The 22,089-nt window shown below is 25.6% G+C and carries 31 protein-coding genes and 1 riboswitch; of the genes, 26 read left to right on the top strand and 5 right to left on the bottom strand.

Features of this window, described 5'->3' with window-relative positions; genetic code table 11:
• Positions 1-5: 5 nt before the first annotated feature.
• From EXC62_RS04640 to EXC62_RS04665, 6 genes are all read left to right on the top strand, one after another.
• The gene (locus tag EXC62_RS04640) at positions 6-803 is read left to right on the top strand and encodes a S1 family peptidase (RefSeq protein ID WP_026390680.1); all 798 of its coding nucleotides are present in this window, start codon (positions 6-8) and stop codon (positions 801-803) included.
• Between the two features lie 103 nt (positions 804-906).
• On the top strand, positions 907-1,671 hold the full coding sequence (locus tag EXC62_RS04645) for an Imm50 family immunity protein (RefSeq protein ID WP_162140236.1): 765 nt from the start codon (positions 907-909) through the stop codon (positions 1,669-1,671).
• Positions 1,672-1,782: 111 nt separating this feature from the next.
• Entirely contained in the window at positions 1,783-2,595 is an 813-nt protein-coding gene (locus EXC62_RS04650; RefSeq protein ID WP_162140237.1) for an NUDIX hydrolase, read from the top strand.
• Between the two features lie 44 nt (positions 2,596-2,639).
• Positions 2,640-2,969 carry a helix-turn-helix transcriptional regulator gene (locus EXC62_RS04655; protein WP_162140238.1) on the top strand — a complete coding sequence of 110 codons (330 nt, stop codon included), beginning with the start codon at positions 2,640-2,642 and terminating at the stop codon, positions 2,967-2,969.
• 56 nt (positions 2,970-3,025) lie between these two features.
• Positions 3,026-3,514, top strand: a complete 489-nt coding sequence (locus EXC62_RS04660; protein ID WP_026390682.1) for an AraC family transcriptional regulator — start codon at positions 3,026-3,028, stop codon at positions 3,512-3,514.
• A gap of 132 nt (positions 3,515-3,646) precedes the next feature.
• A riboswitch (Fluoride riboswitch) is annotated at positions 3,647-3,721 on the top strand.
• Between the two features lie 66 nt (positions 3,722-3,787).
• Positions 3,788-4,984 (top strand): cation:proton antiporter, encoded by a 1,197-nt coding sequence (locus tag EXC62_RS04665; RefSeq protein ID WP_026390683.1) that lies wholly within the window; start codon positions 3,788-3,790, stop codon positions 4,982-4,984.
• Positions 4,985-5,025: 41 nt separating this feature from the next.
• Here EXC62_RS04665 and EXC62_RS04670 read toward each other — a convergent pair whose 3' ends face one another.
• A complete protein-coding gene (locus EXC62_RS04670; protein WP_197724330.1) occupies positions 5,026-5,709 on the bottom strand; it encodes a Crp/Fnr family transcriptional regulator in 684 nt (227 codons plus the stop codon).
• Between the two features lie 96 nt (positions 5,710-5,805).
• Here EXC62_RS04670 and EXC62_RS04675 point away from each other — a divergent pair, with 96 nt between their 5' ends.
• Positions 5,806-6,552, top strand: coding sequence for an NADPH-dependent oxidoreductase (locus EXC62_RS04675; RefSeq protein ID WP_026390685.1), 747 nt, complete (start codon positions 5,806-5,808; stop codon positions 6,550-6,552).
• A gap of 103 nt (positions 6,553-6,655) precedes the next feature.
• On the opposite strand, the gene EXC62_RS04680 is transcribed toward EXC62_RS04675, so the two are convergent.
• A complete protein-coding gene (locus tag EXC62_RS04680) occupies positions 6,656-6,886 on the bottom strand; it encodes a DUF4287 domain-containing protein (RefSeq protein ID WP_026390686.1) in 231 nt (76 codons plus the stop codon).
• Positions 6,887-7,065: 179 nt separating this feature from the next.
• Between EXC62_RS04680 and EXC62_RS04685 the strand changes: the two genes are divergently transcribed.
• The 14 genes from EXC62_RS04685 to EXC62_RS04750 all read left to right on the top strand — a co-directional run bounded on the left by EXC62_RS04685 (position 7,066) and on the right by EXC62_RS04750 (position 17,655).
• A complete protein-coding gene (locus tag EXC62_RS04685) occupies positions 7,066-7,257 on the top strand; it encodes a helix-turn-helix transcriptional regulator (protein ID WP_026390687.1) in 192 nt (63 codons plus the stop codon).
• A gap of 2 nt (positions 7,258-7,259) precedes the next feature.
• Complete coding sequence (locus EXC62_RS04690; protein WP_026390688.1) at positions 7,260-8,609, top strand: hypothetical protein; 1,350 nt, start codon at positions 7,260-7,262, stop codon at positions 8,607-8,609.
• Between the two features lie 125 nt (positions 8,610-8,734).
• Complete coding sequence (locus EXC62_RS04695; RefSeq protein ID WP_026390689.1) at positions 8,735-9,427, top strand: hypothetical protein; 693 nt, start codon at positions 8,735-8,737, stop codon at positions 9,425-9,427.
• 121 nt (positions 9,428-9,548) lie between these two features.
• Entirely contained in the window at positions 9,549-9,986 is a 438-nt protein-coding gene (locus EXC62_RS04700) for a hypothetical protein (protein ID WP_026390690.1), read from the top strand.
• Positions 9,987-10,165: 179 nt separating this feature from the next.
• Entirely contained in the window at positions 10,166-11,281 is a 1,116-nt protein-coding gene (locus EXC62_RS04705; RefSeq protein WP_026390691.1) for a helix-turn-helix domain-containing protein, read from the top strand.
• Positions 11,282-11,388: 107 nt separating this feature from the next.
• Positions 11,389-11,832, top strand: a complete 444-nt coding sequence (locus EXC62_RS04710) for a GNAT family N-acetyltransferase (protein ID WP_162140239.1) — start codon at positions 11,389-11,391, stop codon at positions 11,830-11,832.
• Positions 11,829-12,272, top strand: coding sequence for a GNAT family N-acetyltransferase (locus tag EXC62_RS04715; RefSeq protein WP_162140240.1), 444 nt, complete (start codon positions 11,829-11,831; stop codon positions 12,270-12,272). The genes EXC62_RS04710 and EXC62_RS04715 overlap by 4 nt, the downstream gene beginning before the upstream one ends.
• Positions 12,260-13,108 carry a GNAT family N-acetyltransferase gene (locus EXC62_RS08845; protein WP_162140241.1) on the top strand — a complete coding sequence of 283 codons (849 nt, stop codon included), beginning with the start codon at positions 12,260-12,262 and terminating at the stop codon, positions 13,106-13,108. The genes EXC62_RS04715 and EXC62_RS08845 overlap by 13 nt, the downstream gene beginning before the upstream one ends.
• Before the next feature lie 57 nt (positions 13,109-13,165).
• On the top strand, positions 13,166-14,077 hold the full coding sequence (locus EXC62_RS04725) for an AraC family transcriptional regulator (RefSeq protein WP_026390693.1): 912 nt from the start codon (positions 13,166-13,168) through the stop codon (positions 14,075-14,077).
• A gap of 12 nt (positions 14,078-14,089) precedes the next feature.
• Positions 14,090-15,022 carry a hypothetical protein gene (locus EXC62_RS08980; RefSeq protein ID WP_197724331.1) on the top strand — a complete coding sequence of 311 codons (933 nt, stop codon included), beginning with the start codon at positions 14,090-14,092 and terminating at the stop codon, positions 15,020-15,022.
• A 2-nt stretch (positions 15,023-15,024) separates the two neighbouring features.
• A complete protein-coding gene (locus EXC62_RS04735; RefSeq protein WP_052589942.1) occupies positions 15,025-15,633 on the top strand; it encodes a DUF6273 domain-containing protein in 609 nt (202 codons plus the stop codon).
• A gap of 100 nt (positions 15,634-15,733) precedes the next feature.
• Positions 15,734-16,525, top strand: coding sequence for a helix-turn-helix domain-containing protein (locus EXC62_RS04740; protein ID WP_162140242.1), 792 nt, complete (start codon positions 15,734-15,736; stop codon positions 16,523-16,525).
• 147 nt (positions 16,526-16,672) lie between these two features.
• On the top strand, positions 16,673-17,116 hold the full coding sequence (locus tag EXC62_RS04745; RefSeq protein ID WP_026390695.1) for a carboxymuconolactone decarboxylase family protein: 444 nt from the start codon (positions 16,673-16,675) through the stop codon (positions 17,114-17,116).
• 5 nt (positions 17,117-17,121) lie between these two features.
• The gene (locus tag EXC62_RS04750; RefSeq protein ID WP_162140243.1) at positions 17,122-17,655 is read left to right on the top strand and encodes a hypothetical protein; all 534 of its coding nucleotides are present in this window, start codon (positions 17,122-17,124) and stop codon (positions 17,653-17,655) included.
• A gap of 88 nt (positions 17,656-17,743) precedes the next feature.
• Here EXC62_RS04750 and EXC62_RS04755 read toward each other — a convergent pair whose 3' ends face one another.
• Both EXC62_RS04755 and EXC62_RS04760 read right to left on the bottom strand, forming a co-directional pair.
• Positions 17,744-18,046: a hypothetical protein gene (locus EXC62_RS04755; protein WP_026390697.1), complete on the bottom strand. Its 303-nt coding sequence runs from the start codon at positions 18,044-18,046 to the stop codon at positions 17,744-17,746.
• Positions 18,043-18,408, bottom strand: coding sequence for a MerR family transcriptional regulator (locus EXC62_RS04760; RefSeq protein WP_162140244.1), 366 nt, complete (start codon positions 18,406-18,408; stop codon positions 18,043-18,045). Before EXC62_RS04760 ends, EXC62_RS04755 begins: the two co-directional genes overlap by 4 nt.
• Positions 18,409-18,555: 147 nt before the next feature.
• Here EXC62_RS04760 and EXC62_RS04765 point away from each other — a divergent pair, with 147 nt between their 5' ends.
• The 3 genes from EXC62_RS04765 to EXC62_RS04775 are packed head-to-tail and all read left to right on the top strand — an operon-like array spanning position 18,556 to position 20,236.
• On the top strand, positions 18,556-18,783 hold the full coding sequence (locus EXC62_RS04765; protein WP_026390699.1) for an AbrB/MazE/SpoVT family DNA-binding domain-containing protein: 228 nt from the start codon (positions 18,556-18,558) through the stop codon (positions 18,781-18,783).
• Complete coding sequence (locus EXC62_RS04770) at positions 18,783-19,514, top strand: ABC transporter ATP-binding protein (RefSeq protein WP_162140245.1); 732 nt, start codon at positions 18,783-18,785, stop codon at positions 19,512-19,514. Before EXC62_RS04765 ends, EXC62_RS04770 begins: the two co-directional genes overlap by 1 nt.
• Positions 19,511-20,236 carry an ABC transporter permease gene (locus EXC62_RS04775; protein ID WP_026390701.1) on the top strand — a complete coding sequence of 242 codons (726 nt, stop codon included), beginning with the start codon at positions 19,511-19,513 and terminating at the stop codon, positions 20,234-20,236. The genes EXC62_RS04770 and EXC62_RS04775 overlap by 4 nt, the downstream gene beginning before the upstream one ends.
• Positions 20,237-20,326: 90 nt before the next feature.
• Here the strand turns inward: EXC62_RS04775 and EXC62_RS04780 are convergent, their stop codons facing one another.
• The gene (locus EXC62_RS04780) at positions 20,327-20,962 is read right to left on the bottom strand and encodes an NAD(P)-dependent oxidoreductase (protein ID WP_026390702.1); all 636 of its coding nucleotides are present in this window, start codon (positions 20,960-20,962) and stop codon (positions 20,327-20,329) included.
• A 198-nt stretch (positions 20,963-21,160) separates the two neighbouring features.
• Between EXC62_RS04780 and EXC62_RS04785 the strand changes: the two genes are divergently transcribed.
• Entirely contained in the window at positions 21,161-21,595 is a 435-nt protein-coding gene (locus EXC62_RS04785; RefSeq protein WP_026390703.1) for a LytTR family DNA-binding domain-containing protein, read from the top strand.
• Positions 21,596-21,606: 11 nt separating this feature from the next.
• Complete coding sequence (locus tag EXC62_RS04790; RefSeq protein WP_162140246.1) at positions 21,607-22,047, top strand: DUF3021 domain-containing protein; 441 nt, start codon at positions 21,607-21,609, stop codon at positions 22,045-22,047.
• The last annotated feature ends 42 nt before the right edge of the window (positions 22,048-22,089 follow it).

The following is a 22,089-nucleotide window of genomic DNA, read 5'->3' on the forward strand; positions in this document are numbered from 1 at the left end:
AATTTATGAAAATAATTAAATCAAAGCGATATATTCTAATACTTTTAGCAATATTGTTATTCATATTGATTGGATGCAGTAATCAACATACGTATATAAATGAAGAACTAAAATCAAAAATTACAGAATCAAATATTATCCAATCAACTGTTTTAATTGTTAAAGAACAAAAAGAAACAAGTAATGATTCAGCTACTTCAATAACATACTCATATGGTTTTTCAGGGGGCATTATTAAGAAAGAGGAAAATAAATACTACATTTTGACCGCTTTTCATCCAATTGAACAATTAACTGATGAGAACTTAATTGTTCTTTTATGGAACGAGCCAAGATACAATGATTTACCAAGTGAACAGAAAAAAGGAATATCTCGTTATTATGCCTCAAAATCCAAAGCTAAAATTGAATATACAGATATTAAATATGATTTAGCAATCATAAGTTTTGAAAGTGGCAAAGAACTACCAATACTTGAAATAAGCGATACTGAAGCTATGTTTGGAGATGATATATCCAGTATAAGCAATCCAAAAGATCGGGATAGAAATTATCTTTCTTTTGGTAAAATAACTTCTAAGATTGCTGTTCCATTTGGTGATGATAAGGATAACATACAGTATAATGTTATTGAACATAATTCATATATTAATGAAGGAAGTAGTGGGAGCATTCTTATTAACAATGATCTAAAAGTTGTTGGTATTAATTTAGGTGGAACAACAAGAAGAGATAAGTTTATCAAAGCAAAAGCCATGCCACTAGATAGAATTATTGAATTCATTAATAAATCATCTATTTAATAATTACTTTAAGATTTATTAAAAGCAAAAAACGATATGTTTATATAAGCAATAGATAGAAAAATAATTAAAAAAATGATTAAATAAGGAAATGATGACTAATATGACTGATAAAACTTATGAATTCATTAAATCATACCAAAGCATTTTAGATGTTTTTGGTTATTTTCCAACGTTTCATGATGATAAAATAGTTCGGTGGTCAATCAAAAAAAATGACCTGTTTATAACTATAAGAACAGCTCAAAATGCAATTAATTCGCTATCTAAAGAAGGTTATCATGATGTTATTACACAATTTAAATTTACAAATGTTAGAAAATTAAAGCATAATTTCAATAGAAAAGAACGTTCGATTTTAGGTGTTAAGTTTGATAAGCGTGACTCTAACATTGAAGTATACATAGATGGTATTTATGATGGTGCTACACAATTTGAATTCATTTGTGAATCAGTTGAAGTATTATCTTGCAAAGGTTATACGCATTACCGTGATTTTGAATCTATAAAAGAACTTTATGATAGCGTGAAAATTTTTCTCAAGGATAAAGTGAAATTGAATGAAAACAGTATTGAAATCTTTTATCATAATAGGTTCATTGTCAAAATTACAGGATTGATTTACTTTAAAGTTGTGATTAATGAGATTTTGTATTCTAAAGCTATTGAAACACAAGATATTTGGTATTTTATAAAAGAAATGAACGAAGATATGGTTTATTATATTCAGTATGAAGCCTACAAGTGCTTCATATTTAAAAAGAAAACACGTATTAATGAGTATCTCAAGAATAAAGTTGATATTTCTAAGTTCATAACTGATAATAAAGTAGTTAGCATATTTGATTGTAAATCCGTAATCAAATGAATGTAATAATTACGTTTATTACGTATTAAATAGAAAAAAGATATGCTTGTATGAATATTAGATTGATGAAATTGAATAAATATAAGTGAGATTAAAAGGGGAGTAGAAACAATGTTTCATTATACAATTGGAGAAAAAATTGATGTATTTGAATTTGATAGAAAAGCTTCAAGAGCAGTTATTATAAAGGATAATAAAGTATTGGTTCTTAAAAGTGATAATCACGAAGTTAAACTTCCTGGTGGTGGTGTAGATAATGATGAAACATTTATAGATGCACTAATTCGTGAAGTTAAAGAAGAAACTGGATATGACGTATTAAGTTTTTCTGAATTTGGAGTGGTTGATTTATTTGCTAATAGCAAAACAAACAATGAAAAACAATTTTCAATGAGATCCAAATATTTTTTAGTTGAAGTGAATAAACAACCAAGCAAGACAAATTTTCAGGGATATGAGATTGAAGAAAACTTTCAACCTATTTGGATTGAACTTGAAGAAACTATCGATATTAATGAAAGAGCGCTTAATAATAATCGAAATAATGATATAGCAGAGCGAGAATTGATTGTTTTTAAAGAGATAAAAGAACGAATTTTTAAAGAATTAGAAGTTAAGTCTAAAGTAATTACAATATGTGGTAGTTTAAAATTTAAAAGAGAAATGATGAATGCAGCAATGAAACTGGAACTATTAGGTAACGTTGTCTTAATACCAATCTTTCCATTAGATGATAATTTTGATGAATATACTGAAGAAGAACTCAATATACTTGGTAAAATGCACAAAGAGAAAATAAAAATTTCGGATGCTATTTTAGTGATTAATGTAGGTGGATATATAGGGAAAAGTACAAAAAGTGAAATTGAGTTTGCTACTTCATTAAATAAAGAAATCAGGTATTTAGAAAATAAAGAACAGTAGTTTTATCAATTCAATAACATAGAGTCCAAAGTGGAGGTGAATGCATGATATATCATAAAATTATGAACAAAGCAGAAGATTATATTGAAGACAATCTTCATTCTGTGATTAGATTAAATGATATTGCACAGCATGTTGGACTTTCTGATTTTCATTTTCATAGGCTTTTTAAACAACATTCTAATGAAACAATTCACTCTTTTGTTTCAAGAGTGAAGATTGAAAGATCAAGTATATTCTTAAAAGTAAGAAATGATTTGACAATTACTGAAGTTGCATATTTATATGGATATAGCGATTCTAGTTCGTATATAAGAGCATTTAAGAAATATTTCGGTGTAAGTCCTTCCCAATTTAGAAATAGCAAGATTTGACAAGAAAACGCAAATACTATTAACTATAATTGAGTTAGAAAGTTGAGGTATTTAAAATGGAAAAACCACAGATTACAATTAAAGATGTTAAAGAAATGCGGATCATTTATATTAGATTTAAAGGTACTTATTTAGAATTCAGAAAGAACAGTCGTAAACTGTTTGAAAAGCTATTTGACTATGCTAAAAAGAATAACTTAATTATTCCTGAAGTTACAAAAGTTTTAACCATATATAATGATAATCCATTTATAACAGATTCGAGAAATCTACGAACAAGTGTTGCTATGACAATTACTGTTGGTGCTGTTTTAGAAGCATCTGATGAGATTACTGATACAATTATTTCAGGGAAATTTGGAGTAGGAAGTTTTGAACTTAAATTAAATGAATATGGTGATGCATGGCATCATATGTATCATGAGTGGCTATTTAAAAGTAAAGAAAAAGCGAGAGATTCAGTTCCTTTTGAATTATATGTTACAGAACCGCCTAAGAGTCTAAAAGGAAAGAGTTATACAGACATTTATATTCCTATTGAGTAGAGATTATTAATCAGTTCAATAACGTAAGTGTATGAAATAATACGTTTGAATGAGCATTAGATATGTAAAAACGAGTAAATATTGGAAATTAAAAATGATTGTTATCTTGATAAAATATACACTATATGTTAGAATTTATATGGGAATGATGTTCTCCCTTGGATTAACCAAAACCGCACGAAAATTGCTGATGACGTCTACGCTTATTTTGCGTAGTATGTCTTTTTTTTATGAAAATGATAATACTTCGCTATAAAAAAATGGAGGTATTATATGATTCAAAGTCTTGGACTTATCTTTTTATGTGGCTTACTATTAGGATCTTTATTTAAGAAACTAAAACTCCCTAGTTTAATTGGTATGCTTATTAGTGGTATTGTTATTGGACCATATGTTTTAAATTTACTTGATGATAGTATTTTACTAATTGGACCTGATTTAAGAGAATTAGCTTTAATTATTATTTTAACAAGAGCAGGATTATCTCTTGATATTGAAGATTTAAAAGTAATTGGAAGACCAGCAGTTTTAATGAGTTTTGTTCCAGCATTGTTTGAAATAGCTGCAACTATTATTTTTGCACCATTACTTTTAAATATCACATATATGGAAGCAGCACTCCTTGGTGCTGTGATTGCATCAGCATCACCAGCTGTTATTGTTCCTAGAATGATTAAGCTTATGGATGAGGGATATGGTACAAATAGACGTATTCCTCAAATGATTTTAGCAGGTGATTCGGTTGATGATGTGTTTAATATTGTTATTTTTACAATGTTATTAAGTTTTCATACAACTGGAACAACAAATGCATTACAGTTAGCAAGTGTACCAATTTCAATTATACTGGGTGTGATAGTTGGTATTGTATCGGGGTTTATATTATCTATAGTATTTAATAAAATACATATGCATGATTCATATAAAGTGATTATGGTGTTAGGTATTGCTTTTTTAATGGTTTCGTTAGAAAAAGTACTAGAAGGTCTTGTTCCAATCAGTGGTTTACTTGCTGTTATGGTTCAAGGTATTGTCATTTTTAAGAAACAAAAGGTTGTAGCTGATAGACTTTCAGCAAAGTTTAATAAACTGTGGACAGGCGCTGAAATCATTCTATTTGTTATGGTAGGAGCAACAGTAAATATTGGTTTTGCAACTAATTACTTATGGCAATCAATCTTATTACTGATCATTATTATTTCAATTAGAGCAATTGGTATTTTAGCAACACTTATTGAAACTAATCTAAACGGGAAAGAACGATTCTTTTGTACATTAACAGGTATTCCAAAAGCAACCGTTCAAGCAGCAATAGGAGGAATACCACTTGCTATGGGACTACAAAGTGGTAATGTCATTTTATCAGTTGCTGTCATTGCTATTTTAGTTACAGCACCACTTGGAGCATTATTGATTGACTCTACGTACAAAAAAACATTAAAATCTGATAAGTATATTGAAAAAATTTAAGAGTTTAGAATGTAATTAATTAACTAGAAAGAGTGAAAATATTATCTAGTATATTCGCTATTTATTTCTAAGATTTTAAATTCATTCTTATAATAATCAATTATATTTTCGCTTTTCATTTTACTTAATTCTCTCGATAATGCACTACGATCAACATCTAAGTATTCTGCCATCTCTTCCCTATTAAATGGAAGTAGAAGAATTTTTGATCCGGTTGTTTTCGCTAATTGATTTAAAAATGTAAGAATTTTATCACGAACTGAAGGCATTGTAAGACAATCATTTCTGTCATGTAATTCTAGTGCACGTTCAGATACACTATCAAATAGGTTTATTAAAAAACGTTGATGTAGTGATAGATGATCTGGATAATATGAAAATATATTTGATATTGGAATAGAAATAATATTGATATCTTCAAGTGCATAAATTGACATCGGACATTTTCTATTATTACTGATTGCTGTGAGTAATGCAGTATATCCACCTGGATAATACATTGAAACAATCGTTTGTTTACCATAAATATTTAATTTTTTACTTTGTGCTACACCACTTAGAATGATGCCAAGATCACTAACAATTTCATTTTCATTGATTAGGATATCACCTTTCTTATAGTGGATATATGCTGCATTCATAGATTTAATAAGGATATTAATCTCTGTAAGACTCATACCAGAGAATAATTTTGATTTTGTTAAGATTGATAAATTATTAATCATAATAGTGCTCCTTCGTTGCCTAAGCAACATAAAATATATAATTATTATAATATAATATCAAGTAAAAGAATAGTAAGTATTAAATGAGGAGAAATTATGAACCAAACTATTAAACTACAATTAAATCATAAATCAATTAGAAAATTTAAAACAGATGCAATTCCACAAGAAATAATTGATACATTAGTAAGTGTTGCACAACATACAGCAACAAGTAACTATGCACAATCATATTCAATTATTAGTGTTACTGATCCAATTAAGAAAAAAAGATTAGCAGAAATTGGTTGTCAACCATATATAGAAGATGCTGCACATATATTCATTATGATTGCTGATCAAGCTAGAAATGCTGCAATTGTCAAAGAAGAGTTAGAAGATACAATAATTTTTTCTTCATTTGATAAGTTTTTTATTGCAGCAACAGATGCAATTTTAGCAGCTCAAAATATTATCATTGCTGCTGAAAGCCTTGGTATTGGTGGTGTACTTTTAGGAAGCATTTTAAATCAAATTGATCAATTAAATGAACTGTTTGAAATACCTAAATTTGCAGTCCCAGTCTTAGGTATTGCACTTGGTTATCCAGATCAATCACCACAAGCAAAGCCAAGACTACCGAAGCATCTTATTCATTTTGAAAATATATACCCAAAATGGGAGAATATTAGTTTAGAACTTAGTGAATACGATAAAATTGTTACTGATTATTATAGTGCACGATCAACAAATAAAAGAATTGATACTTTTGCAAAAATGATTACTAATTGGAGTTTGAATACCTACCAAGGAAGGATTAAAATGTTAGAGTATATTCAAAGTAAAGATTTGATTAAGTATTAGATTCTATCTGATAATATGTAATGAAGTAAGAATAATTTTAGACCTAATAGTAAATGAAAAATGGCTGTAAGATTTTAACTTCTACAACCATTTTTATTTTAAACTATTTAATTGTTGTATGTTTTGTAATAATCCAGTTATTATCAATAAAATATTTCCATAATGCCATGGCGTGACCTGAACCAAGATCAAATTTTACATTTAACCAAGTCTTAAATTCTGTAGCAGTAATATCAGGTTTTAGTATGTTTTCTTTTATAGCAAGTTCTTTGATTTCATCTAATGTTTTACCTGTTTTTTTATGAATAGCATCTAAATAACTTTGAAACGACATATTAACCACCTCTTTTATTTTAAGTATATAAGAATAAATTAGTATTGTCAAATATTTTTTAAAGTAGAATAAGTATGTTTGAAATTAGTATAGATTTTTTATTTTGTCAAATATAATTGACAAAGTCTAAATGAGATGTTAAAATATGAATGTCAAATATATACGACAAGGGTGATGGAATGATTAATGAAAAATTAAAACAAGCAAGAATTGCAAAATCTTTATCCCAAACAGATCTAGCTAATCTTATTGGTGTATCAAGACAAACAATTAATATGATTGAAAATAATGATTACAACCCAACGCTTGCATTATGTTTGAAAATATGTAAAGCATTAGACAAGACATTAGATGAGTTATTTTGGAGGTAAGTATGTTTAGTGATGAAAGAATTAATAATAAAATAAGCGATATTTTTAAAAATGGAATAATTTATGCAACGTTAGTATCAGTAGTTTTTTTAATTTTAAAGATTATACCAAATCAAATGTTTAAGAATTTAAATTTAGAATACATAATCTCAGAATTAGCAATTATTCTTACAGGAGTTATAATTATTCTTGTTGGATGGTATAAGTTTAAGGATAATTTAAATGATGAACGTATTGATGTAAGTAAGAAGAATTATTATGTTACAGCAGCAAAATTCTTTTTAGGTTTCTCATTATTAGGTTTTGCAATTGCAGTACCCCTACAATTTAATAAAGCTAATTTATATTTACCGCTTAATACTCTTTTGATTAACTTAGAGATATTAGGATTTATTTATTTGAATTATATGTTCAAAAGCAATAAAATATATTTCAACTATTCTTTCATTGAGAATAAAAAAGATTACTATACTAACGTATTTAAAAATATCTTAAAACTGTTAATATTAGTAGTTAGTATTTATCTTGTATCTTTATTTATTGCACTTATAATGTATATAGATACTCAATACTTAGGAAATATCGTACTTGCAATTTTACTTGCAGCAGTATTCTCATTTATATCATTATCGGTTATATATTTATACATTTCCTGGATTGAAAGACTTTCTTATTTATCTCTTTTAAAGGGACATAAATACTTGGTTTCACAATTGGTAACAGGAGCGTTTTTGATTCTTCTAACAATAATTTCCTTTTACTTGGCAGTTAAAATCTTAACAATCGATTCTAACAACACTACAAACCTAGCCGAAAGATTAAATAATTTGATTAATTATAAAAACTATGTATTATGGATTTCAACGGTTTTAAACTGTATGTTTATAACAACAGTATTATTACAGTTTAAAAATCGAGTAAAAGGAATTAATGCATATATAATATTATCTCAAATTGGAGTACTTAAAATTTTATTTACGACACAAATAGCGGTTTTTGATGTTTTTAGAATCCAAGATAACCATAAAATAGTAGAAAATATGATGATAATAAATTATTGGATCAATATTGTTATGAACGTGTTTAATCTAATTGCGACAATACTAATAGTTATATCATTAGTTAATAAGAATAAAGATAGAAAATTATACTCAATAGTTTTTTTACAACTAGTAGTAGTAATATATCAAATATTTATTAATATAGGAAGAAATCCAAAACAAAGTGAAAGTATATTCTTTAATGTTCTTTTATTGATAGGAAGTATTATAAGTGTTATTCTTTTTGCATTAATTAAAACTGAGAAAGATGTTTTAATTAGTGAAGAAGATGAACATGTAATTAATGGATAAGGATAAAATATCCGAAAATAATTAGCTTGATTGTAAAAGTTGTATAAAGATAATTCTGATTATCAAAATATACAACTTTTTTAAAAAAATAAATATTTAATATCAATAGTTAAGGAGAATAAAGTATGAATGAAGAGAATAATAGAGTTTTGAAAACAGAAAGAGTTTTAAAACAAATTGATGATTTTTATAATCCATGGAACGATTACATTGATCGATATATAGTAGAAAAAGATAGAGAAATAATTGAGAATAAAAAATATAATGAGATAAAAAATAAAATATTTTGGAAAGATAATCATAAGTACAAATTTTCTAATCAGTTTCCTGTACCGATAAACGGTAATTTTTATAAAGCTAAATACTTATTGCTATATTCAAATCCTGGTACAGAAGAAAATGAAATTGATTTTCAAATGAAGGAAGAGTTAATTAGATGCTTTAACTTAGATAAAGAAAGAGCTAGACTAGTTATTCCAAATGAACAATGGCGTAGTTGGTATACAAAAGAATTGGATAGGTTTTATCTAAAGAACAAGTATCGGGAGATTGATATCGATGATTTTCTTAATCAATTTTGTTTTATTAATCTTTTTGCATATCCAACATTAAGTAATAGTTTTGATTTTACTGCACTTGAGATTAAACAATTAATGAATCTTGAAACAACGAAATTTGCAAAAAAACTCGTTGAAATTGGTATAAAGTCAGGAAAAGAAGTTTTAGTTATGAGGATAAATCAGGGTGTATGGAAAATATATAAAGAAAGTAAAAGTACTGAATATCTATTTGAAAAACTTGAACTAAAGATAAAATAATTAAAAAGAATTTCTAGATTTATTGTTAAAACTAAGAATATGATTGACATTTAATAAAAAAAATATAAAATTAAATAAAAGAATGTTGTGAAAATATAAATTTAGAAGGGTAGGGGACTTAATGAAGATTAAGAATACAAGAATTGCTATTTGTTTAGTTTTGGCTATTTTAGGAAGTGTTATACTAAATGCATGTAAGAGTAATAAAGTTAATTTCAAATATGGATCAGGTGAAGTAATTGATATTAAAAAAACTGTTTTAGTAATTGTTGATGATTCATCTTTAAATAGTATTGAATTTAAGATTGATGAAAAGTATGATGATAAATATTTTGAAACCAAAAGTTTAATAGTAATTGCTTTTAAGACAGCAACTAATATAAATAATATTTGCAATATCAGTTTAAAAAAACAAGATGGAATTTTAGAAGTTGATGTCAAAGGTAAGATGGGAATTAACGATGTAGTTGATGTTTTATTTAAAGTTTTAGAAGTTAGTAGAGAAGATATTAAAGATGTTAAAAGTCTTAATCTTGTTACAAATTTAAATAAGATATAGAAGGTTTTATAAATGGTAAGTATAATGATATTTACCATTTTTTATTAATGTGTTAGTAGTAAAATATATAAATATAGTTTTTTTGGTATAATATCTACATTACGTAGATAAAAGTCTACGCAAAAATCCTGTTTTATTTCTACACTTCTGCGTAGAATAATATCAAAAGGAGTGATTTCATGGATACACATGATGTTGGTGAATATTTAAAAGCTTTAAGAAAAACAAAAGGATATACACAAGAAGAGGTAGCCGATTTATTATACGTTTCTAACAAAACAATTAGTAAATGGGAACGTGGAGAAGGTCTTCCAGAGATTCAAACTCTTATTGCTGTTGCTGAATTGTACGATGTTACAGTAGATGAAATATTAATTGGAACAAATAATACAAAAAAAGGTAAAGAAAAATTATTACTTCGTAAAGAATACTTGAATAATAAGTATTTGCAAAATTTTAAAATTACTAGTTTAATATCATTAGCATGTTTAATAGTAGGTTTAATACTAACAATCTTTATTTCAAGTGCATCATATAATTCTATGTTAGGAATTGGAATTGGATTGGCATTTGTTATAGTTGGTTTTGTTATTTTAGTGATTGGAAGAATTAAGAATATTAATCAAAATTTAGAACCAAGCAGTAAAAAAAATATTGATGTTATTACGTTTAGAGTTTTAATACTAGGTTTAATAAGCTTTATGTTCATATTACCTTTTTTTGCTGGTAGTGAAAACAGTGTTGTAACATCAGAAAGATATTTCACTATTTTGCTGCAATATTGGATTTTTCCTTTTAGTATAGTTTTATCTTTGATTTTCTTATTTTCGTGGATTAAGGGATATTTAGTAAAAAAAATAAAACTAAATCTTATCTATATAATTATTATTCCAATTCTTGTTTTTATACCGTTTATAACACATTCAATAGTTCCTTCAAAAAAGATTGACGTTATAGAAAAAAGTAATTTAAGTGGTAATGAAGCAACAGAATGGATAGCATTTTCAGAGATAAGAAATGGATTTCAAACAATTGTTTCTGATGATTACTATGAAATGACTATTGATAATATAGAATATAAAATACTAATAAGCAGATATAATAAAATGAATAAAGAAGTAAAAGTTCTTGATTTTATAAGTTATGATAAGCAAAACCAAACAGTTAATCTAAGATATACTGGTTATATTAATTCAAAATACATAACAAATAAAAGATATTTTACTGTATATGGTATTTCATTAGTTTTATATTTTGGATCATATTATTTTATAAGAAAAAAAATAAATAACTAAATTTTATGGAGCATATTAATTACAATATGTTCTTTTTTATATGCAGATAAAAATCGCTATCAAATATGTTATAATTATTACAAATAATAAAAAGAGTGGGGATAATAATGAGATTTAATGAGAAGTTCGATGAAATTAAAAATGATAAAATAATGTTAAAAATCATTGAAAAGAATCAAGGAAATGAAAACACTATTCCCTTTTATTATTATGATATTTATTTGTTGAATACAAATAAACAGATTGGGAAAATAAGTATTAGAATTGGAAATGATTATAGTTCTTACTATAATGGGAATATTGGTTTTGAAATCAATAAAGACGATCAAGGAAATAATTATTCTTATCATGCAAGTAAACTTGTCATTGAAGTTGCCAAATATCATGGAATGGAATATTTAAATTTGTCTTGTGAACATGATAATATAGCATCATCAAAGATAATTGAGAAATTAGGGTCGGTATTTATTGAAGAGACAGTACCACCGAAAGATTATGTTTTCTATTATGAAGGAATAAGTAAACATAAGATTTATAGGCTTTCAATATGATTAGATTAGTTAAATCAAATATATTTCCAACTATTAAATTAAAAGAAAATCAAAATGAATTTGTAACAAAGGAAGAAAAGATTCAAAAACTATTAAATAATAAAAACAGTAAAGCATATCATATTTTAAAAGATGATTGTTTAATTGGTTTTATTTTATTAGTAATGTTTGATACTAAAAAATTTTTTATGCAAGATTTTAGAATAGATGGTAAGTATCAAGGAAATGGGCTAGGAAAGAGGGCCTTAGATTTACTTATAGAGGAATTGAGAAATGAAGATGTAGTTATCTTAACAACAACATATACATATGGAAATAATAATGCGAAAAAATTATATGAGAAGATTGGCTTTATAGAAACAGATATTGTTGATGATAGAGATGTTCAAGAAGTTAATATGATTTATAGGTTCGAAGGAGAGAAAATATGCATAAAATGAATTTAAACAATGAGCCATTTCAAATGATTAAAGATAATACTAAAACAATTGAACTTAGACTTAATGATGAAAAAAGAAGTAAGATTAAAACTGGTGATTATATCTTATTTATAAATACAAAAGATAAAAGTAAAATGATTGTTGAAGTTTTAAAGATTTCTAAATTTGAAAATTTTGAAGAACTATATAAAAAATTACCATTAGATAAGTGTGGATATAAAGAAGAAGAGATAGAATATGCTAAGGCTGCTGATATGAATGATTATTATTCAACCGAACAACAAGCAAAATATGGTGTTTTAGGTATTCATATAAAAAGAGTCGAAATAAAAGAAATGATTAAACTTGAAGATATGAGAAAAGAACATTATGAAGGTAAAGGATATGTTCATTATCAATCATGGAATGAAACATATACTGGAATTATGAATCAAGAGTTTTTAGATAAAAGATCATTAGAAAAATGTATTTTAATTGCTGAAAAATATCCAGTAAATACGATAGTTGCAACACTTAACAACAATGTTCTTGGGTTTGCAGCATTTAATCAATCAAGTGATAATCTAGAATTAACTGGTGAAATATATGCAATCTATATATTAGAAGATTATCAAAATTTTGGTATTGGTAAAATGTTACTAAATGAATGTTTTAAGAGGTTAAAAGAATATAAAAATATCGTATTATATGTATTAGAAGGTAATGAAAAAGCTATTAACTGGTATATTAAACAAGGATTCTACTTTGATGAAAAAGTAAAGATTGAAGAAACATCAGTTAAAGGATATAACTTAGTAGAATTAAGAATGAAATATGATTTAGAAAAAAAGGCATAGAGAATCAAATACGTGCTTTTTTTATATGCTATACTAAGATAAAGATTGGGTGATATGATGCATGCATGGGAAGCAATTCAAAAAATAGTTGATTATATTGAAGATAATATTAGTGATGATATAGCAATTGATGAGCTCTCAGAGCTTGCTGGATTATCAGAGTTTTATTTTCAAAGGTTATTTACAAGATTAGTAAAAAAACCAGTAAAAGAATATATAAAATTAAGAAGACTTGCAATAGCTTCAAATGAATTAAAGAACAAAGAGAACAGAATAATTGATATTGCGTTAAAGTATGGATTTAATAGCCATGAAACATTTACTAGAACATTTAAAAGGAACTATAAAGTCACACCAGAAGAATACCGAAATAGTGATTGTGGATTAAATAATTTTGATAAGCCTAATTTGCTGCTTAATTATGTAATGGTTGATGAAGGTGTACCATTGATAACTGATGGATTAGTACTAGAATACAAAAGAGAAGTACTTGAGAAAGAAATTTTATTTTTAGGTGTTAAAGGATACTATTATTTTGAAAAAGGAAAAATGTTGGGAGAAAGACCTGGCTTATCAGAACCAGATTTAATTTGGAAAAAGTTCCATCAAATTAAGCATAATATAAAAAGAAATGAAGATGCTCTAATAATTGGTGTCTCCTATCATGGAGATGCTTTGGATGATTATTCAACATATTTTGTTGGATTAGAAATTGATAGTAATGATATAGATAATAATTATGATATATTTATACTTCCAAAACGTGAATATGTTATTTGTAAGTTTGAAGCACAAAATGATAAAGAACTTGGGGAAGTAGTTGGTAAAGCAATGAAGTATACAAGATTTTGGTTAAGAGAACATGGGCTTACAGCAGATGGATTCTTTCCTGAAATCTATAATAGTAAAAAAAGTGATGCTTCATATATGGAAATGTGGATTCCGTTTAAAAAACGTGAAAATAAATAAAAGAGGAAAATTATGACAAATTATGAAATAGGCTTAAAAATTTTAGAAGATAAATGCGGCAATAATAAAGATAATGTTTTATCGCTTGCTACAATATCACTTTCTAAAGGTAAAAATGGTAAAGTAATGCCATCTGTAAGAGATGTTGATGCATATTATGAAGATGGTGTCTTCTATGTAGTTACATATGCTTTATCAAACAAAATGCTGGAATCAAAGAAAAATGAAAATGTTGCTTTTTCTGTTAACTTTGAAAATATAAGTGGGCAGGGTGTAGCAGAAAATCTAGGCTGGGTATTAGATCCTAAAAATAGTGAACTTAGAACAAAACTACGAACAGTCTTTGCTGCGTGGTATGATGAAGCAAATAATGAGCAAGATGTTAATTTTTGTTATTTAGCTATTAGAATTACAAAAGCGACTGTTGTTACTGGTCATGGACCAACTACTAAAAAGTATTATCTAGATTTTATTAATAAAAAAGAAATTGATGAAATTAAAGAAATGAAAAAAAGAGAAGCGATTTTTTATAGTTTCAGTGGTATAGATGCTATTGAAACAGGAAGAAAATATATTTCAAAATGGTTGGATGAAAATAAAATAGATTTAGAAAAGGAAGAAGGGCCAATTTATATTATTGGATCTTACGATTTAAATAAGATTAATACTTCTAGTTTAGAATTTTGCTTATATTTTATTATTCCAAAGACAATTAAATTATTAACAAAAACTGAAACTAAAAAAATACTTGGTGATACTTATGCAAGAAGATATACAAAATTTGATTGTTTAGACATTGCATGGAGTAATCTATATAACGATTATACTAATGATAGTGACTATAAGATTGTTGATACAATAATTTATGAACAATATTTGATTGAGAAAAATTATCTTGAATCAAGTTCAAACATCCTGCAACTTTTAAGTGTTGATAAAGAATAATTATGGAATATAAAGTAAATGAAATAGTTAGTTTCGATAAATATATGTGGAGAGTTTTAGAAGTACAAGATGATAAAGTCTTATTATTAACAGAAGAAATAATAACTAAAATGCCTTATCATTATACGTATACTGAAACAACTTGGGAAAACTCAGATATAAGAAAGTATTTAAATACTGATTTTTATAATAGTTTTGATCAAAAATCAAAAGAATTAATACTTTTAAATAAAATTATCAATATACCAAATCAATGGTATAAAACAGATGCAGGAGCTGATACATTTGATTATGTTTTTCTTTTAGATGTTTATGATGTTGTTGCCAAATATTTTGGTGATAGTAGTGATAGACTAATAAGAAAAAGTGAGAAGCAAAGATATTGGTTTAACTTTAGAGATAGTAATAATATAAAAAGACTAGCTAAATACAAAGGGCAAAATTTTTGGTGGTGGCTTAGATCACCTGGAAGAAATAATAAAACTGCAGTTTATATTCATGGAAATCCAATCGGATGTGTTGGTATCAATGGAAATAGTGTATTCTTTAGTAGTTATCCACCAGAGAGAAATGGTGGAGTAAGACCTGCAATATGGATTAAAATAAAATAGTATTCTCGATTTTAGATACAAATTCTTTCTTTCAGATAGTTAGTTGAAATATATTTTATGTATAATTAAAAGTAGGAAGTAGGTGTTTAAGTTGAAGAGAATGAGAAATATAATAAGTGATAATAGAAAAAAATTAAACATAACGCAAAAAGAATTAGCAGAAAAAATAAATGTATCAGATAAACAAGTAAGTAAATGGGAAACAGGGGTAAGTTTACCAGATGTTACAATCTTAAGTAGTTTAGCAAATGCACTAGAGATTTCAGTTAATGAACTATTAGATTCAACTGATACTAACAAAGATAGTAAAAATTTAAGAGTTGATTATCAATTTTTAACGAAGATTAAAATTAACGTTGTATTAATAATTTCAACATTTGTTATTGGTTGGATATTAATAAGTATAGGTTCAGCTTTTGGTTTTGAATATATTCTGCAGACAATGGGGATTATATTAGGTGTTTTAGGCATTATGTGGCATATAATTAGTAATTTAAAAGAAAAAAGCTATATCGAAAATAATAATTTTGATTATTATAATAGGTTCTATTATTATAAAAATCTGATTCTAATGTCGATATACATAGTATTTTTATTCTTTACCTTTAATACTTTTTACGACAAAATTATCAATCTTACAAATGATAGTATTGTTACTCTAGCATCATCATTATTAATAATGGGTAATATTTTTTATTTAAAATTGATAGCGAAAAATCTTAATACTAAAGAAAAAAATTTAATTATTGACAATATCACTTTTTATAGTTTAACTTTGGGTTTTATATTAATACAATTTTTTGATTTTTATAGAGAAGATTGGATGATTATTACTTTTGCAATTCTAATTTTAGTTAATCTTATTAATAAGTATATTCTTATTAAGAAATGAAATTTTAACTTAGATAAAAAAACTTCATAGTTATTGATTAAAGATTACCGAGTATAGATAGTAACTCGGTTTTTTGATATAATTGAAGTGTCATAAGATTAAGCTTAATTTAAAATGTCAAAAAAGATGATTTAAGGGGGAAATAACATGAAAAGAAGAATTGAATATTATCAAGTAGCAAGTGATAAAATGAAAATAATTTTAGATTTAGAATCTAAATTAAATAACTCAACTATTGATAAAAAACTAATTGAACTTATTAAGATTAGAGTTTCACAAATCAATGGATGTTCTTATTGCATTGGTCTTCATACGAAAGATGCAAGGAAAAATGGTGTTAATGAAGATGAAATTTATTTATTAAGTGTATGGAAAGAAACTAATATTTATGATGATAAAACAAAAATCGCATTAGAGCTGACAGAAAATATTACTCAAATTGAAAGATTTGGAGTAAGTGATTTAGTATATGAAAAAGTACGTACAGTATTTAATGAAATAGAATATGTTGATTTAGTATTAATCATTAATCAAATCAATATGTGGAATAGATTATCAATAGCAATGGGTAATCAATATATTAGAGATTAAAGATAATGAAAGAAATCGAAAAATATAAAAGAAGAGTTTCTTTATTCAGAAAAACGGGTGTGCCATCATTAATTATTGTAATGTTACTTTTCATTATTATAATATTAAGAGATGATGCTTTTGGTTTAGATGATATTATTATAACGAGTCTGTTCTTTGTTATAAGTGTATTAATAATAATTGGTTTTATATATTTTGATAGATATAGATACAAATTAATTGATAAATATTATGGAAAAGTTACATCAAAAGATCAAGAACTTGCAACTAAACTATTTAATCAAATAAATTTAATAAATGAGAATGAATATAATTTTTTAGATAGTCCATATTTCCAAGAGTATGAGATAAATCTTAAGATTCTTTTAAGACAAATAATGAAAAAGCATAAAGTTTATAATAAACTTTTTAGTTTGTATGTTGGAGTTAAAGAAGAAATATTGAAACTAGATGATAATGAAAGAAATAAATACGATAGCTATAATAATTATTTATTTGAACTTGTTGACTTGTTTTTAAGAAATCAAAGTGAAATATGATTGTTAATGAATATCAAAAACATTAATAAAATAAAGATAAGAAACCCCCAATTAGCTTATTACAAAGTTAATTAGGGGTTTATGTTTTTTATATTAAAAAAGCAAAAACTACAATTATTGCCTCTATCATAAATCTAACAAGATGATGAGAGTAGTTGATTTTTTCTTTTTTTAAACCATTTAATAAAGCAGCAATTGATATTAGCAACATTCCAATTATATTTAATAATATGAAATTACCCCAAAATAAAAGAACTAAGAAAAGAATATTTAAGCATGCTCCAAGAATCATTAGTGTTGTTGGAAAGATATTCTTTGTTTTATTAACAATATTAGAAAGAATTATTAAAGAAGAATATATTATATTTAATATTATTACTATAACTATCATATTTTATCTCCTAATTTTTCAAGCATTTTATTGATTATAAGATATGATTTTTTAATATTTTCTTCTCTTTTTTTATTTTGATCTAAACAATTCTCTAATATATTTTTTACACTCATTAATTCATCTATAGTATAGTCATCAATTGATTTGTTTGTATTATTTAAACTTATTATTGATTTAATGTCTGATAAACTTAATCCGATATTTTTAAAAATATCAATAGCCTCAATAATATTGATATCAACAGTTGTGAAATAATAGTTTTTACCTTTTTTCTTACTCTCAATAAGACCTAATGATTGATAATAACGAAGTGTATCAATTGTCTTATTTGTTTTTTTAGCTAAATCTCCAATTTGCATTATAAAACCTCCATAATATGATGATAACACATGGAGTTCACTCCATGTCAACAAAATAAAAAAATGTTTTTAATAAATATTGTAAAAATAAGTTAGCTTATGTATAATAAGTATGAAAAGTATAACAAGTAAGAAAGGTGATTTTAAATGGATGATAAATTAGAAGGTAAATTAATGTCAGTTGCAAAGGTAGGAGAAAAAGGACAAGTAGTTATTCCAAAAGATATGAGAGAGATGTTCAATATTAAACCAGGTGATACAATTCTTTTTTTAGCTGATAAAGAAAGAGGAATAGCCATTGTATCAAATGAAGACTATATGAAATTTGCTCAAAGCATTTTTGAAGCACAAAAGAATCCATTTGGTAACGAGTAATGAACGCAATAGAAATCAAGCAATTACGTAAGGAATATAAAGATAGAGTTGCAGTTGATGATTTAACATTTAATATAAAAGAAGGAGAGTTTTTTGCTTTGCTTGGATTTAATGGTGCTGGTAAAACAACAACAATAAAAATGTTAACAGGATTATTAAAACCTACAAGTGGTGATGCACTAGTATTTGGAAAAAGCATTATAACAGATATGAATAGTATAAAAGAATATATAAACATTTCACCACAAGAAACAGCAATTGCTCCAAATCTTACAGTATTTGAAAATTTAGTTTTCATAGCGGAAATATATGGATTTAAAAAAGAAATTGCTAAGACTAAAGCAAATTTATTACTTGAGCAGTTTAAACTAACAGATCGAAAGAATGATAAATCCAAAAAACTATCGGGTGGTTTAAAACGACGTTTAAGTATTGCAATGTCTTTGATTACTAATCCAAAAATTATTTTCTTAGATGAACCTACACTAGGACTTGATGTGAGATCAAGAAGAGAACTATGGCATATTTTAAATGAACTTAAAGGTAATGTAACAGTTATTCTTACAACGCATTATTTAGATGAAGTTGAAGCATTGTCTGATAGTATTGCTATTATTGATAAAGGGAATTTAAAAGCAATCGGTTCATTAGATGAATTAAAGAAACAAAGTGGTCTTGAAAAACTAGAAGATATTTTTCTAACACTAATAGAAAGTGAAGAAGTATTATGAAGACATTAATATATAGTAAACGTAATTTAAAAGAATTATTAAATGATCCAATTAGTTTAATTTTTATAATAGGTCTTCCAGTTTTTTTGCTAATCTTTATGGTTAGTCTAAATAAAAGCTTAAGTTTTAATGAATCATTTGAAGTTGAGAATTTTGTACCATCAACAATTATTTTTAGTTACACATTTTTAACAATGTTTTCAGGAATGTTAATTGCAAAAGATAGAACAAGTTCTTTTTTATCGAGAATGTTTGTTTCACCACTAAAAGCATATAATTATATTTTAGGATACATGTTTCCAATATTAATAATTGCTTTAATTCAAACAGTTATTTTATATATTGTAGGATTTATTCTTGGATTAGCAGTAACAATTAATATATTATACAGTATTATCTTTTTACTAATAATATCGATTTTGTTTATTAGTTTAGGGCTTTTATTTGGAAGTGTACTAAAGGATCAACAAGTTGGACCAATAACATCAATTTTAATTCAAGTAGTCGCATTTTTAAGTGGAATGTGGTTTAGTTTAGATTTAATAGGAGGAGCTTTTAAAAAAGTCGGTTATTTATTACCCTTTGCTCATTCTGTTGATTTAATAAGAGATATTATAAAAACAAATTCAATTAATACTAAGTCATTAATTGTAGTTTTAATCTATATAATCGGAATAACAGTATTAGCAATTTTAGTTTTTAAAAAAAATATGAAAAAATAAGAAAGTAATAATATTTGTAAAAAACATAGTCTATCTAATATCATATAAAGGAAAACGCCTTGGATTAATTTCCAAAGCGTTTTTTAATATCTATTTATCAGCAAGTGTAATACGTTTATGGTTGTTTACGCCATGAGTAGCTTCAGTTAATAATAAATGAGCTAAATCATGAATGCTAACTGTACTTTTGTTATCAGAATTAAATAATACGTAATCTCCACCAATATTATAGTTATGGTTTGGTTTTTCTTCATTTAATTCAAATGGTGGACTTACGAAAGTCCAATCAAACGAATGATCAGGTAATAGACGATTGTATAAATCAAATGCCCCTTTAACCATTTTTTTGAATTCTTCATCAGCAGTAAAATAAACTTGTACTTGTGTTGATGGGTCATAAAGACTGCTTGCTCCACCAACAATAATGATACGTTTTCCTAACTTTTTAGCAAGTTCAATTGTTGATTCAGATCCTTTTATAAAATCATTATATAGATTAGGGTTATCCCAACCAGCATTGTAATTAGAAATAATTACATCAACATCTTTTAGTTTTTCAAGAAGTGAAGAAACATTATTAACATCTTCATGAATAATAACTAAATTTTTATGTTCTGTGAATACGCCTTTTCTAGATACTGCATAAACAGTATGACCTTCACTAAGAGCTAAATCAACAACTGGTCTTCCAGTAAAACCACTAGCACCAATAACGGCAATTTTCATAGTTTTATTTCTCCTTTTTATTTTTAAATAAACAATATTCTTATGTAACCATTATAGTTACATATAAATAAAAAAACAATTATTATGCTTTAATGACTAAATTATGCAACTTACATTTAAAAAAATACCATTTAACAATAAACTATTCCCTAAATACCAAAAAACGATATAATTAATGCATCAGGAAGGAGAAGTTAAATGAAAGTTGAACTAATAATAAAAAAGGATATCATTGAACCATATGCAATTATCTATAGTAATGAGTTAACAGATGAGGTAAGTAATGTTATTAATAAAATAAAAAATAATAGTACAAAATTATCAGCAAGTCTAAAAGATAAAATCTATATATTAAAACCAAAAGAGATTTATTTAATAAAAGTTCTTGAAGGTAAACTAGAAGTCTATGACAAATCAAAACAATATATTATGAATAAAAGGTTATATGAGGTAAAAGAAATACTAACTAATAATTTTATTCAGATCTCAAAAGGGACAATTATTAATGTAGATTATGTTGAAAGTGTCGAGGTTTCATTTAGTGGAACATTAAAAGTAAAATTAAAGAATGAATTACAAGATTATATATCAAGATCATATGTAAAAAAGTTCAAAGAATATTTAGAATTATAAAGGAGAAAAATATGAAAAAAATAATAAAAAAAATTGGATTAGGAATAATGACTGGTTTTACAATAATGACAATAACAATGTTAATTATTCTATTAGCAACAAAAGATGTAAGTGAATACTTAACAAAAGAAAATATGATAAGAAATATATGGTGCAGTGCAGTAGTTGGAATTGCTTTTTTCCTTCCAAGTATTATTTATGATAATGATTCAATACCACAGTCAATTCAAACAACTATTCACATGGGTATTGGTTATGTTATTTTCTTTCCACTTGCTATTTATGCAAAATGGATACCAACAAATGAAGGTAACGGTGTAATTATAATAACAATTATAACAATGTTATTAATTTCTTTTGGAATTTGGTTTGGATTTTACTTGTTTTATAAGAATGAAGCAAAATTAATAAATAAAAAGATTAATGATAGAAAAAGAAAACTAGCAGATTGATAACTGCTTTTTCTTTTAATATATGCTAAAATAGATATTAGA

This window comes from Haploplasma axanthum (assembly GCF_900660745.1).
Classification (GTDB): domain Bacteria; phylum Bacillota_I; class Bacilli_A; order Acholeplasmatales; family Acholeplasmataceae; genus Haploplasma; species Haploplasma axanthum.